At 69.2% G+C, this 13,426-nt stretch carries 11 protein-coding genes; 4 read left to right on the top strand and 7 right to left on the bottom strand.

The features are described 5' to 3' along the window. Window positions 1–237: 237 nt before the first annotated feature. Entirely contained in the window at window positions 238–993 is a 756-nt protein-coding gene (locus tag RUR_RS23880; protein ID WP_283137402.1) for a TetR/AcrR family transcriptional regulator, read from the top strand. A gap of 269 nt (window positions 994–1,262) precedes the next feature. Here the strand turns inward: RUR_RS23880 and pta are convergent, their stop codons facing one another. The 3 genes from pta to RUR_RS23865 form a co-directional block, all read right to left on the bottom strand. Beyond that, a complete protein-coding gene (gene pta, locus RUR_RS23875; protein ID WP_283137401.1) occupies window positions 1,263–3,335 on the bottom strand; it encodes a phosphate acetyltransferase in 2,073 nt (690 codons plus the stop codon). Between the two features lie 132 nt (window positions 3,336–3,467). Beyond that, complete coding sequence (locus tag RUR_RS23870; RefSeq protein WP_283137400.1) at window positions 3,468–4,313, bottom strand: alpha/beta hydrolase; 846 nt, start codon at window positions 4,311–4,313, stop codon at window positions 3,468–3,470. A gap of 176 nt (window positions 4,314–4,489) precedes the next feature. Then, window positions 4,490–5,437 (bottom strand): threonine ammonia-lyase, encoded by a 948-nt coding sequence (locus tag RUR_RS23865; RefSeq protein ID WP_283137399.1) that lies wholly within the window; start codon window positions 5,435–5,437, stop codon window positions 4,490–4,492. 240 nt (window positions 5,438–5,677) lie between these two features. Here RUR_RS23865 and typA point away from each other — a divergent pair, with 240 nt between their 5' ends. Together typA and RUR_RS23855 are read left to right on the top strand one after the other, a co-directional pair. Beyond that, on the top strand, window positions 5,678–7,534 hold the full coding sequence (typA, locus tag RUR_RS23860) for a translational GTPase TypA (protein ID WP_283137398.1): 1,857 nt from the start codon (window positions 5,678–5,680) through the stop codon (window positions 7,532–7,534). A gap of 250 nt (window positions 7,535–7,784) precedes the next feature. Next, a complete protein-coding gene (locus RUR_RS23855; RefSeq protein ID WP_283137397.1) occupies window positions 7,785–8,396 on the top strand; it encodes a superoxide dismutase family protein in 612 nt (203 codons plus the stop codon). A gap of 31 nt (window positions 8,397–8,427) precedes the next feature. Here RUR_RS23855 and RUR_RS23850 read toward each other — a convergent pair whose 3' ends face one another. The 3 genes from RUR_RS23850 to RUR_RS23840 all read right to left on the bottom strand — a co-directional run bounded on the left by RUR_RS23850 (window position 8,428) and on the right by RUR_RS23840 (window position 11,110). After that, the gene (locus RUR_RS23850) at window positions 8,428–9,975 is read right to left on the bottom strand and encodes a helicase HerA-like domain-containing protein (RefSeq protein WP_283137396.1); all 1,548 of its coding nucleotides are present in this window, start codon (window positions 9,973–9,975) and stop codon (window positions 8,428–8,430) included. Beyond that, window positions 9,972–10,577 (bottom strand): polysaccharide deacetylase family protein, encoded by a 606-nt coding sequence (locus RUR_RS23845; RefSeq protein WP_283137395.1) that lies wholly within the window; start codon window positions 10,575–10,577, stop codon window positions 9,972–9,974. Before RUR_RS23845 ends, RUR_RS23850 begins: the two co-directional genes overlap by 4 nt. Window positions 10,578–10,804: 227 nt before the next feature. Beyond that, window positions 10,805–11,110: a hypothetical protein gene (locus tag RUR_RS23840; protein WP_283137394.1), complete on the bottom strand. Its 306-nt coding sequence runs from the start codon at window positions 11,108–11,110 to the stop codon at window positions 10,805–10,807. Between the two features lie 250 nt (window positions 11,111–11,360). Here RUR_RS23840 and RUR_RS23835 point away from each other — a divergent pair, with 250 nt between their 5' ends. Then, window positions 11,361–12,197 (top strand): DMT family transporter, encoded by an 837-nt coding sequence (locus tag RUR_RS23835; RefSeq protein ID WP_283137393.1) that lies wholly within the window; start codon window positions 11,361–11,363, stop codon window positions 12,195–12,197. Window positions 12,198–12,295: 98 nt separating this feature from the next. Here the strand turns inward: RUR_RS23835 and RUR_RS23830 are convergent, their stop codons facing one another. Continuing rightward, window positions 12,296–13,420 (bottom strand): D-alanyl-D-alanine carboxypeptidase family protein, encoded by a 1,125-nt coding sequence (locus RUR_RS23830; RefSeq protein WP_283137392.1) that lies wholly within the window; start codon window positions 13,418–13,420, stop codon window positions 12,296–12,298. Window positions 13,421–13,426 lie beyond the last annotated feature (6 nt).

Raw genomic sequence — 13,426 nt, 5'->3', positions numbered from 1 at the left:
GAACCTTCCTCCGGTGCCCGGCCGTGGCATCGGGACGTCTCCCTCGCGCGGTCGAGCCGGATGCCCGGCGGACCGCGTATCCGCCGGCGCACATGACGCCCCGCCGCCGGGGCATCGATCAGTGGACGCGACACACCAGCTCACTGCGTATCCAGCAAACTGTGTATCTCGCATACCAATATGTTTATCATATACACAGCTTTAGGATGGCTGTCAACGAACGACGAGGAGCACCGGGTGACGAAAGACGACCAGAGCGACGACGGGCTGCCCGCGAGCATCGAGCTCCTCTGGGGCCTGCGGGAGCGGCCTCGGCGCGGACCCAAGCCCGGCCTCAGCCTGGGCGGCATCGTCGCGGCGGCCATCGAGCTGGTCGACGCCGACGGCCTGGGGGCACTCTCCATGGCCCGGGTCGCCGAACGGCTCGGCTTCACCACCATGTCCCTCTACCGGCACGTGGCGAACAAGGAGGAACTCCTCCTGCTCATGGTGGACACGGCCCTCGGCGACAAACCACCCCTCCCGGAACCCGGGGAAAGCTGGCGAACCGCGATGGAAAGCTGGGCCTGGGGGCATCTCGCCGTCTACCGCCGCCACCCGTGGCTCATCCAGATCCCGATCAGCGGCCCGCCGGTCGGGCCGAACCACATGATGTGGATGGACGCCGGGCTACGCACCCTCGTCGGCACACCGCTGCGCCCCGAGGAGAAGCTCTCGGTTCTCCTGCTCGTCACCGGCCACGTCTGGAGCGAGGTACGGCTCAGCCGTGATCTCTCCAGGGCCGAGCAGGAGACCGGGCAGCTGACCGATGAGATGATGCTCGCCAGCCAGCGGCTCTACGAGAAGCTCACCGATCCGGAGCGCTTTCCCGCGCTGGCCGACGTGGTCGCCTCCGGGGTGCTCTCCATGCCCGACGAGGTCCCCGACACCGACTTCACCTTCGGCCTGACCACGATCCTCGACGGCCTGCGGAAACTCATGGAGTCCCGCTGAGACCCGAGGTGTGCTCACCCCGATAGGGGATCGAAGCGGCCGGTACCGCCACAGGGCGGCCACACCTCCAGGCGAGCCACCGGCCCGCCCTCGCGGCAGCCGTACCGGATCGGACGGGGCCGGAGGTCGCGGCGCAGCCGCCGGGCCATGCCGTCGTACGGCGAACGCCGCGACAGCCGTACAGCCTCAGGCGGCGCCTGCTCGGGTGCGAAGCGCGGACCGGCCCGGCTGCACCCGTACCCGATCAGGATGTGAGCCGTAAGCCCAGGTCAGAAGCCGGGGCGCTGGGCCTGGATGGCGGTGATGGCGATCGTGTTGACGATGTCGGAGACGAGCGCGCCCCGGGAGAGGTCGTTGACGGGTTTGCGCAGCCCCTGCAGGACGGGCCCGACGGCGATCGCCCCGGCGGAACGCTGAACCGCCTTGTACGTGTTGTTCCCCCTGTTCAAATCCGGAAATATCAGGACCGTTGCGTGGCCGGCCACCGCGGAGTCGGCCACTTTGGTCGCCGCGACCGTGGGGTCGACCGCGGCGTCGTACTGAAGCGGCCCCTCCACGAGCAGCTCCGGTGCCCGCTCCCGGATGATCTGGGTGGCGTCCCGTACCTTCTCCACGTCGGCGCCGGTCCCGGAGGCACCGGTGGAGTAGGAGAGCATCGCGACCCGGGGCTCCACGCCGAACAGCGCCGCCGTGGCCGCCGACGAGATCGCGATGTCGGCGAGCTGGTCGGCCGTGGGATCGGGGTTGACCGCGCAGTCGCCGTACACCAGCACCTGCTTGGGCAGCAGCATGAAGAAGACGCTGGAGACGGTCGACGTGCCCTCCGAGGTCTTGATGATCTCGAAGGCGGGCCGGATCGTCGCCGCGGTGGTGTGGACCGAGCCGGAGACCATGCCGTCGGCCATGCCGACCTCGACCATCATCGTCCCGAAGTAGTTGGGATCGCTCATCACGTCCCTGGCGAGCTCCAGGGTCACCCCGCGGTGCGCGCGGAGTTTGGCGTACCGCTCGGCGAACTGGTCGCGCAGGAGCGAGTCCGCCGGATCGGTGAACCTGACCCCGGGCAGGTCCAGACCGAGGTCGGCGATCCGCCGCCGGACGTCCGGTTCCGCGCCGAGCAGGGTCAGCTCGCACACCCCGCGCCGGAGCAGGATCTCCGCGGCGCGCAGGATCCGCTCCTCGGTCCCCTCCGGCAGCACGATGTGGCGGCGGACGGCCCTGGCCCGCTCCAGCAGCGCGTACTCGAACATCATCGGGGTGACGTGGTCGGAGGTCGCGAGCTCGATGCGGCCGGACAGGTCCGCGGTGTCGACGTGCCGGTCGAAGTGGCCGAGCGCGATCTCGACCTTGCGGGGGTTCTCGGGGTCGAGCCGCCCTTCGAGCCCGCCGAGCGTATTGGCGACCGTGAAGCTGTTCTTCGCGCTGGACAGTACCGGGACACCCGGGGCCAGGCGTTTGGCGAGTTTGGTGACGAGGGCGTTCGGCTTCTCCCCCAGGGTGAGCACGACCCCGGCCAGCGGTGGGGACGAGGCGGCGTGCGCGGACATCGCGGCGATCAGGATGTCGGATCGGTCGCCGGGCGCGATGACCAGCGACCCCTCGGTGAGGTGGTCGAGGAAGACGGGGATGGTGGCGCCCCCGAAGACGTACCCCCGGACGTCCCGCAGGAGCGACTCGTCGTCCCCGAGCAGCAGTGTGCCGCGTACGGCCGCCACGACCTGGGCGATCGTGGGCGCGGAGAGCACGGGGTTCTCCGGGATGACGTAGCAGGGCACGGGAAGGCCGGGATCGATGTCCAGTCCGTCCCCGATCCGGTTGGCGATCACGGCGAGCACCTCGCACCGCAGGTCGGTGAAGGTCTGGTACGCGCTGCGCAGCTGCATGTTGATCTCGTCGGCGTCGCGGTTCAGCCCGCCGACGACGGCGATCACCGGGGCCCCGCACTCGGCCGCGAGCCGGGCGTTGAAGCCGAGCTCCCGCGGCAGGTCGTCGGATTCGAAGTGGCTGCCGAGGATGAGGACCCCGTCGCACTCCTGCTCCAGGGTGTGGAAGCGGGTGACGATCCGGCTGATGAGCGCTTCGGTGCCCTGTGCGGTGTAGAGCTCGGCGGCCTCGGCGCTGGAGATCCCCCGCGCGTCCGGGGCGGGCGTGACGAGCCGGTAGCGCTCGTGCAGGAGTTCCAGGGTGCGGTCACCCCAGGGGACGTCCTCGCCGTCGTGGGTGATGGGGCGGAAGACGCCGACCCGGTCGACCCGGGTGGACAGGAGCTCCGCGAGGCCGAGTTCCACGATCTGGCGGCCGTCGCGGCGTCCGATCCCCGCTACGTAGATGCTCTTCGTCACCTGGAGCTCCTCACTGCGCCGATAGCTGTACCGATCGCGCCGGTGCCCCACATCTACCCGATAAACGTCGAGTTTTCGCCTATTACTTCTCCATGTCTTTGTTTATGCTTCTCTGTCCTGAGCTGGGGATCTTCACGGTATCCGGTGGTGAATCCACCGCCCGATCTTGTTGATCAAAGCGGGGGTGGCCGCGGACTCGGCGTGCCCGTACCCCTGCTCGATCCACAGCTCCTTCGGCTCGCGCGCCGCGCCGTACAGCTGATAGGCGTGCTCGACGGGGAAGAACGCGTCGGCGTCCCCGTGCACCACCAGCAGCGGGGTCGGCGCGATCAGCCCGGCCACCTCGTGCGGGGCGGCGGGCACCGGATCCCAGCTCGCCGACCGGACCCGCGTCCCCTTGACCAGGCGCGCCACCGCCCGGCCGAGCGGCTGCTCGATCGCCCAGTGCACCCGGCGCATGGACCGGGTCCCCCGGTAGTACCAGCGGCTCGGCCCGCTGACCGCGACGACCGCGTCGACACCGCCGTGCAGGGCGGCATGGCGTACGGCGGTCGCGGCGCCCATCGAGAAGCCGACCACGGCCACCCGGTCGTAGTCCAGCCCCCGGACGTGGCGGACCGCCGCCTCGACGTCGAAGACCTCCGAGTCCCCCACCGTCGACTCGCCCGCGGACCGGCCGTGTCCGCGGAAGTCGAAGGAGAGCACGCCGCCGAACGCGCTCAGCGCATGGGTGATCCGCCGCGTGGTCTGCTCCCGCCACGACCCGGTGAAGCCGTGGGCGAGCACGATCCCCAGCCTGGGCTGCTCGCCGCCCACGCGCTCGCGACCGGCCGGCGCCCCGTGGGAGACCACCCCGGTGTGTCTGAGGGACGCCACCGGAGGCTCACCGGCGTGCAGGGCCGACCGGTACGGCGTATGCGCGGCGTCGATGTGCACCCCGTCCCGCGTACGGAGAATCACCGAGAAGTACGGCGCCACCTGCGTCCCTCCGATCTGAAGCGATCCCGCTCGTCGTCCGCCGGGCTCCACCGCCCGCCGGGAAACCCCCTTATCCTCCCCTGCGCCGATCGGCGCCCGGCCAACCCCTCGGGGCGGCCACGAGCTTTTTACAGGAGCCCGGCCACCGGAGTGCGGCCCTGCGGAGCGTGGCCTCTCTACAGCAGTGTGGCCAGGAAAGCCGGATCGGTGTTCCCGCCGGAGACCACCGCGACGGTACGGCCGGGGGGCGTCCGCCCGGCCAGGTAGGCGGCCGTGGTCACCGCGCCGCTGGGTTCCGCGACGAGCCTCGCCGCCCTGACCAGCTCCCGCATCGCCGATTTGATCTCCTCCTCGGAGACGGTGACGATCCCGTCGAGGTGCTCCTTGAGGTGGGCGAAGGTCAGCTCCGACAGCGAGGTCGACCGCAGCCCGTCGGCGACGGTGCGTGAGGTGCGCGCGGCCGGCCAGGCCATCAGCTCGCCCGCCACCAGGCTCTCCTGCGCGTCCGCGGCGAGCCCGGGCTCCACGCCGAGCACCACGGTGCGGGGGCGCAGCGCCTTGACGGCCGTGCTCACGCCCGCGGCGAGTCCACCGCCGCCGACCGGGACCAGCACCACGTCGACGTCGGGGAGGTCTTCGAGGATCTCCAGGCCGACCGTGCCCTGACCGGCGATGACGTCGGGGTGGTCGAAGGGCGGGATCAACGCCATGCCGCGATCGGCGGCGATCTCCTCGGCGGTGTCCAGGCGCTCGTCCAACCCGACCAGGACGACCTCGGCGCCGAGGTCACGCATCGCCGCGACCTTCACCGGCGCCGCGTTCTCCGGGGAGACGACCACGCACGGGACGCCGAGGACACGGGCCGCGTAGGCCAGGGCCTGGCCGTGGTTGCCGGAGGAGTGGGTCACCACGCCGCGGGCGGCCCGGGACGGCCCGAGAGCGACGAGCGCGTTGTGCGCACCGCGGATCTTGAAGGCGCCGATCGGCTGGAGGTTCTCCGGTTTGACCCAGAACCCGCCGCTCGCTCCGCTCAGTGTGGGGACGGGGAGCAGCGGGGTCCGGACGGCCGTCCCTCTGATGGCCTCGGACGCCGTCCGGACGTCCTCCATGGTGATCAGTCGCATGGACTCAAGGCTAAATCCGCTGCGCGACCCCCCGCATACCCAATGCGAGCGAAAAAACATGATCTGCTCGGAAATTTCGGATCACTTTTTGCTGTTCTGGCTGATGCGAAGTCCGGTGCGCGACAGACCTTGACGGCCGGGTCTTCGGTGTGAACGCGTCAACTAGACTGGTTAAGCCGCACAAGTCTGGCGGTCGTCCCCGGCGAATCAGAGCGCCCCTCGACAGGAGCACAGCCTTACATGCCCATGAACAGCCGCGAAGACCTGCGGAACATCGCGATCATCGCGCACGTCGACCACGGCAAGACCACGCTCGTGGACGCCATGCTGTGGCAGTCCGGGGCGTTCCGCGCCAACCAGGATGTGGACGAGCGGGTCATGGACTCCAATGACCTCGAACGCGAGAAGGGCATCACCATTCTCGCGAAGAACACCGCCGTCCGCCACGGCGGGCTGACCATCAACATCATCGACACCCCCGGCCACGCCGACTTCGGCGGCGAGGTGGAGCGCGGCCTGTCCATGGTCGACGGGGTGGTGCTGCTGGTGGACGCCTCCGAGGGCCCGCTGCCGCAGACCCGCTTCGTGCTGCGCAAGGCGCTCGCCGCCAAGCTCCCGGTGATCCTGTGCATCAACAAGGTCGACCGCCCGGACGCGCGGATCGGCGAGGTCGTGGACGAGACCTACGAGCTCTTCCTCGACCTGGACGCCACCGAGGACCAGATCGACTTCCCCATCGTCTACGCCTCGGCCAAGGCCGGCCGGGCCTCGCTCACCCGTCCCGCGGACGGGAGCATGCCGGAGGAGAAGGACCTGGAGGTCCTCTTCGAGACGATCATGAAGACGATCCCCGCCCCCGTCTACCTGGAGGGCGCGCCCCTGCAGGCGCACGTCACCAACCTCGACGCCTCCTCCTACCTCGGCCGGATCGCGCTCTGCCGCGTCCACCAGGGCACGATCAAGAAGGGGCAGCAGGTCGCCTGGTGCCGTACCGACGGCTCGATCGAGAAGGTCCGGATCTCCGAGCTGCTCATGACCGAAGCCCTGGAGCGCAAACCCGCCGAGCAGGCCGGCCCCGGCGACATCATCGCGATCGCCGGCATCCCGGACATCATGATCGGTGAGACGCTCGCCGACCCCGAGGACCCGCGTCCCCTGCCGCTGATCACCGTGGACGAGCCCGCCATCTCGATGACCGTCGGCACCAACACCTCGCCCATGGTCGGCAAGGTCAAGGGCGCCAAGGTCACCGCCAGGATGGTGCAGGACCGGCTGGACCGGGAGCTCATCGGCAACGTGTCCCTGCGGGTCCTGCCGACCGAGCGCCCCGACACCTGGGAGGTGCAGGGCCGGGGCGAGCTGGCCCTGGCCATCCTGGTCGAGCAGATGCGCCGGGAAGGCTACGAGCTCACCGTGGGCAAGCCGCAGGTCGTCACACGGCTCGTGGACGGGAAGGTGCACGAACCGGTCGAACGGCTGACCGTGGACGCCCCCGAGGAGTTCCTCGGCACGATCACCCAGCTCCTGGCGGTCCGCAAGGGCCGGATGGAGAACATGACCAACCACGGGACCGGCTGGATCCGCATGGAGTTCGTGGTCCCGGCGCGCGGCCTGATCGGTTTCCGGACCGAGTTCCTCACCGAGACCCGGGGCACCGGCCTCATCCACCACGTCTTCGAGGCGTACGAGCCGTGGTTCGGCGAGCTGCGCACCCGGAACACCGGTTCGCTCGTCGCCGACCGGACCGGCCCGGCCACCGCGTACGCGATGCTCAACCTCCAGGAGCGGGGCACGATGTTCGTCTCGCCGACCACCGAGGTCTACGAGGGCATGATCGTCGGGGAGAACTCCCGCTCCGACGACATGGATGTGAACATCACCAAGGAGAAGAAGCTCACCAACATGCGCTCCTCCTCCGCCGACGAGACCGAGAAGCTGACCCCGCCCCGCCAGCTCACCCTGGAGCAGGCGCTGGAGTTCATCCGTGAGGACGAGTGCGTGGAGGTCACCCCCACCGCGGTCCGCATCCGCAAGGTCGTGCTGGACGCCGCCATCCGCGGCCGCGCCGCCGCCCGAGCCAAGCGGGCCAGCGTCTGACGCCCCGCTTCACCGCTGTCCCGACGGCCCGCCCGGTGCACCCCACCGGCGGGCCGTCACCCGTTTCCGGCGCGTCTGTCCACCCCGAATAGCCCGCCAATTTATTGGTTGCCGAAAAATCGGCTCTTATGAATAAACGTCCACGGGAATGTACGGCTTGCGCGGCGCCACGCCACGGGCATCTGCGGATTTCCCTCCGCAATGCGGCATGCTCGTTCTTCAGCGGGCCGTCTGGTTGAAGGAGAATCCCGTGGCACGTAATATCAAGCGCTTGGTGATCGCGGCGGTCTCGGTGGCGGTGATCGGCGGAATCGCGGCCTCCACGATGGCGATGCAGGCGACGGACACCGACAAGGAGCCCCTCCAGGTCCAGCTCAAGGATGTGAACGGGAATTCCGCGGGCTGGGTGTCCATAAATCTGGCCAAGAATGGAAAAACACGGATAACCGGGCGGGTTTGGAAACTGTCTCCCGGCTACCACGGATTTCACATCCACTCCGTCGGGATCTGCGACCCCAAATCCGTCGACCCGGCGACCGGAAAGGTCACCCCCTTCTTCTCCGCCGGTCCGCACGCCGACGTCGGCGGACACCTCCACGGTGAGCACACCGGCGACCTGCCCACGCTGCTCGCCGGCGAGGACGGGTCGGCCGAGGCGGCCTCGTTCACCGATCGATTCCACCCCGAGGATCTCAGGGACGCGGACGGCAGCGCCGTGATCGTGCACGTGGCCCGGGACAACTACGCCCACATCCCCCCGCGGTACACCGGACCCGGCGGCAAAGCCGGGCCCGACGAGGCCACCAACAAGACCGGCGACGCGGGCGACCGCATCGTCTGCGGCGTCATCCCCCGCCGCTGACCCCGGCCGTACCGGAGCCGCGGCTCCGCGGTCACCGGCGGCGTTTGCCGGTGCCGAAGATGGACCTGGAGATCTCGCGGCCCAGTGAGGACGCCGCCGACCTGGCGAAAGACCGGAGCAGCTTCGATTCCAGGACGTTCTCCAGCATCGACGGCTCCGCGCGTTCGTCGAACCCGCCCCGCTCGGGCGCGGCGGGCGCGGGCGCCTCGGGTGCCTGCTCCGGCGGCGGGGCGAGCTTGGCCGTGAGCCGCTCGTAGGCCGAGTCACGGTCGACCGCCTCGCCGTACTTGGCCTCCAGCGGCGAGGCCCGTACCATCTCCGCGATCTTCTGGGGGTCGGCGGGCCCCATCCGCGACTCCGGAGCACGCAGCCGGGTCCAGGCGACCGGGGTCGGCACGCCCCGTTCGGAGAGCACGGTGACGACCGCCTCGCCGATGCCCAGCCGGGTGAGGACCTCCTCCAGGTCGTACGCGGAGTTCGGGAAGGTCGACACCGTCGCCTTCAGCGATTTGGCGTCCTGCGGGGTGAACGCCCGGACGGCGTGCTGGACCCGGGAGCCCAGCTGCGCGAGCACGTCCGGCGGCACGTCCTTGGGGGTCTGCGTGACGAAGAAGACGCCGACCCCCTTGGAGCGGATCAACCGGACCGTCTGGGTGATCGCCTGCAGGAACGCCTTGGAGGCGCCGGCGAAGAGCAGGTGCGCCTCGTCGAAGAAGAACACCAGCTTGGGCCGGTCCAGATCGCCGACCTCCGGCAACTCCTGGAAAAGGTCGGCGAGCAGCCACATCAGGAATGTGGAGAAGAGCGCCGGCTGGGTCTGCAGCGCGGCGAGTTCGACCACGGAGACCACTCCGCGTCCGTCCGGGGTGACCCGGAGCAGGTCCCTGGTGTCGAACTCCGGTTCGCCGAAGAAGGCGTCCGCCCCCTGGTCCTCGAAGTTGACCAGGGCGCGAAGAATCACCCCGGCCGTCTGGCGGGAGAGTCCGCCGATGTTCTTGAGCGCCTCACTCCCCTCGTCGCCGACGAGGTACTGGATGACCGCGCGCAGGTCCTTCAGGTCGAGCAGGGCCAGGCCGTTCCGGTCCGCGAAGTGGAAGATCAGCCCGAGGGAGGACTCCTGGGTCTCGTTGAGCCCGAGGACCTTGGCGAGCAGCGTCGGGCCGAACGACGACATCGTGGCACGGAGCGGAACCCCGGTCCCGGTCCCGCCGAGCGCGTAGAACTCGACGGGAAAACCGGTGGGTGTCCAGGTTTGGCCGACCTCGGCGGCCCGCGCGCTCGCGGCCGAACCGGGCTCGGCGGGTTCCGCCATACCGGAGAGATCGCCCTTGATGTCGGCGAGGAAGACCGGGACTCCGGCGGCGGCGATCTGCTCGGCCATGACCTGCAGGGTTTTGGTCTTCCCGGTCCCGGTCGCCCCGGCGACCAGGCCGTGCCGGTTGAGCATGCCGAGCGGGATCCGGATCCGGGCCCGGGGGTCGGCCGCCCCGTCGACGACGAGCGCGCCGAGGTCGAGTGTGGGACCGTCGAAGGTGTATCCCCGGATCACCTCGCCGACGATGTCCGCGGGCGCGTTCACCGTTTGAAGTAGCGTGCGCCGGGCTGCGGCTTACGCTCCCCGTAGAGTTCGGAAACCGTGACGAAGGTGAAACCTTGTCGCTCCAGTCCTTGGAGTATTCGCGGAATGGCGTAGATCGTCGTCGGGTGAATATCGTGATAAAGCACGATTGCACCGGGCTTGGGATTGCGGAGTGTCCGCCGCGCCACCAACGAGGAGTCCCGGTCGCGCCAATCCATGGTGTCGATGCTCCACATCACCTCGGCCAGGCCCTGGCGGCGGGCCTCGGCGGCGACCCTGGCGTCGGTGGCGCCGTACGGCGGGCGCATGAGGGTCATCCGCACCCCGGAGAGCGACATCACGACCTCCTGGGTACGGCGCAGCTGACTTCGCAGGGCGAGCGGGGGCAGCGACGGGAGCGAGGGGTGGTCCCAGGTGTGATTGGCCAGTTCATGGCCCTCGCGGACCATCCGGAGCAACAGCCCCCGAGGTGATTCGACCACGTTCGCGCCGACCACGAAGAACGTCGCCCGGGCCTGGTGCTTCGCCAGCATCGTCAGGAGAAGGTTGGTGTATTTGCCCGGTCCGTCATCAAATGTCAGGGCGATACACTTACTCTTCATGCAGTTGATGTCCCGCTCGGGAGGTGGTACGGGCATCGCCAGGGCGTCACTCGGACTCGGTTGAGGAGTGGCGACCGGTAACGGGGACGCGATCGACTTCATCTTCCGGACCGTCGGCGCGGCCCCGCACGCACAGACCGTGCTGACGACGGGTACCGCGAGTAACACCCCGATGGCAGCACAACGAAACCCCATGCACCTCAACATTTCGCCCCCCGGCTAAACTGCTAGCGATCACCCCCGACGTCGCTACCGGGAAGACCTTTCACGTGCTTCTTCCACCAACGCGGAGCATCCGCTTTTAATTCGTGATAGCGGCGTGCGACCCGCGTGGCGCAGCCAACCGGATCAGTACCCAGATGGCGGCATTTCACCGCCCCTTCTTTCCATCGATAGAATCCATCCTGATAAGAAATAACAAGTCCGATCCATACGGAAAGCGTGAAGTTATCCCCTATGGCGTACGCTTCGGCCACCCCAAGCGCAGCGAGTTCGGCTTGTAGCTTGTCGATCGCCGCACCCGAATCGGTCACCGGTCACCGCCCGTCGATGAAGAGGTGCTCTCCAGAGATGTACCCAGGCCGTGTCGTGCGAGCGCCCGCACGCCTGACCGGCATGGAGGTCGCGTCGATGTCCACGCGGAGCGCCGGGGAGTTCCCGGCATTCCTGAGATAACCAACTGACTTGATAGGCAATTGACCCCTTGTGAATGGTTTGTCGCACTAGAGGTGATTTGCCGTGGTTAATCCTACAGATACAGCATGAAAAGGTAAGGGATAACTCGTGACGGCAGTGGTACTCGCGACGGCTTCCGCGGCCGTCTACGGCATGGCCGACTTCTTCGGCGGACTCGCCAGCAAACGCTCCCCCGTCTACGCCGTCGTCGCGATATCCCAGATCGCCGGGGTCGCACTTCTGGTCGCCCTCATCCCGTTCCTCCCCGGCAGCTTCAGCCCCGCCGCACTCGCCTGGGGCGCCCTCGCCGGACTCGCCGGGGGCGGCGGCCTCGTCATCTTCTACCGGGCCCTCGCCTCCGGGGTGATGTCCGTGGTCGCGCCCACCACCGCGATCGCCTCGGCCGCGATCCCCGTTGTGTACGGGCTGATCACCGGCGAACGGCCCAAGCCGCTCGCCCTGCTCGGGATCGCGCTGGCGATCCTCGCCGTCGCCCTGATCAGCCGGGAGCCCGGCGGCGGAGGCCGCGTCACCCTCGCCCCCGTCCTGGCCGCGCTCGCCGCGGGCGCCGGATTCGGCGGCTTCTTCATCCTGCTCAAGGTCGCCCCGGCCGACGCCGGGCTGTGGCCCCTGCTCGGCGCCCGATTCAGCTCGATCGCCCTCGTCGTCACCATCGCCCTGGTCACCGCCCGCAGTCTGCGCCCCGGCGCCGGATCGCTCCGGGTCATCGCGTCCGCCGGTGTTCTGGACATGGGGGCGAACATCTTCTACCTGCTCGCGGTCCAGCAGGGCGGCCTCCTCAGCCTGATCGCGGTCCTCGCCTCCCTCTACCCGGCGAGCACCCTCCTGCTCGCCCGATACATCCTCGGCGAACGCCTCCGCCTCATGCAGATGGGCGGGGTCGCCCTGGCCCTCGGCGCCGTCGGCCTCATCGCCGCCGCCTGACCTCCCGCACCCGGAGCCGGCCGGACCCGTTGGCCTCCGCGCTGACAGGCCAAGCCCGTACACACACCGACAAACCGCCCGGTACGGGCTAATCCGGGCTACGCGGAATCGGCGCGACGGACCGAGCCCACCGCAGGGCGACCATCCGGTTTAGCCCGTACAAGCCATCCGGTACGGGCTAAGCCTGGCCAATCCTGCTCGGGCAGGGATCGATCACGCCGCAGGGCGACCATCCGGCGCAGCCCGTACAAGAAGAAAAGAGGCACCGTCCCCGGCCCGAACCGATCGAGTGCGGACCACCCCGGGTCGCTTTCGGAGATCTCCGCTTCACCGACAGCCGTGGGCCGCGTGAGCAGCCACCGTTCGACCGCCGCGCTCATCCTGCCGCCCGCCTCCAGCGCCGCCGCCTTGGCGGCGACCGGATTGGTGTCGGCCGCCTGGCCGAGGATCACGCCGAGCACCAGGCGGCCCCGCACGCGGGAGGCCCACATCAGGTTGCCGCCGGCGGCGGTGCCCGAGCCCGTCTTGATGCCGATGACGCCGTGCTTGTTCAGCAGCGTGTTGGTGTTGGGCAGCCTTCTCTCGTCGCTCGGGACGGCTGTGTCGGCTTGCCGCACCACCGCGCGGAAGACCGGGTCGCGCATCGCCGCCTTGGCCAGTTTGAGCTGGTCGACCGCGGTGCTGACGGTGCTGTCCTCGTTGCCGCTGGCGCCGGTGTACCTGGTGTCGGCCATACCCAGGCCGTGGGCGGTGGCGTTCATCCGCACGACGAAGCGCTCCTGCGTACCGGAGTCCCAGCGGGCCAGGAGACGGGCCACGTTGTTGCCCGAGGGCACCATCATCAGCTCCAGCAGGCGGCGCAGCCGTACCCCCTGGCCTTCCCGGACCGGGGCGGTGGACTCCTGCGGCACGAAGGACTCGTCGGCGGCCGTGCGGTCAACCTTGATCAGCGGGCCCTCGTCGCCGGGCCGGAGCGGGTGCCGGCGCAGGATCACGTAGGCGGTCATGACCTTCGTCACGCTGGCGATGGGCACCGGGTTCGGGGAGCCGCTGACACCCAGGCGTCCCATGCCCTCCACCTCGACCGCCGCCTGGCCCTCGACCGGCCAGGGTAAGGGAAGGCCGGACACGGCGTGGGGCACGATGGCCCCGGAGAGGGACGGCACGGCTCCGCAGCCCGACAGGACGCTCGCCAGCAGCAGAAATATGAAGGAACGGCGCATACCGAC

This window comes from Rhizohabitans arisaemae (assembly GCF_025996515.1).
GTDB lineage: Bacteria > Actinomycetota > Actinomycetes > Streptosporangiales > Streptosporangiaceae > Rhizohabitans > Rhizohabitans arisaemae.
This window is presented reverse-complemented; position numbering and strand designations above follow the sequence as displayed.

Bases quoted from the DNA above. Each gene is read 5' to 3' on its own strand.
- RUR_RS23865 (WP_283137399.1), bottom strand. From the start codon at position 5,437: ATGCGACTGATCACCATGGAGGACGTCCGGACGGCGTCCGAGGCCATC.
- RUR_RS23830 (WP_283137392.1), bottom strand. From the start codon at position 13,420: ATGCGCCGTTCCTTCATATTTCTGCTGCTGGCGAGCGTCCTGTCGGGC.
- RUR_RS23845 (WP_283137395.1), bottom strand. From the start codon at position 10,577: ATGAAGAGTAAGTGTATCGCCCTGACATTTGATGACGGACCGGGCAAA.
- typA (WP_283137398.1), top strand. From the start codon at position 5,678: ATGCCCATGAACAGCCGCGAAGACCTGCGGAACATCGCGATCATCGCG.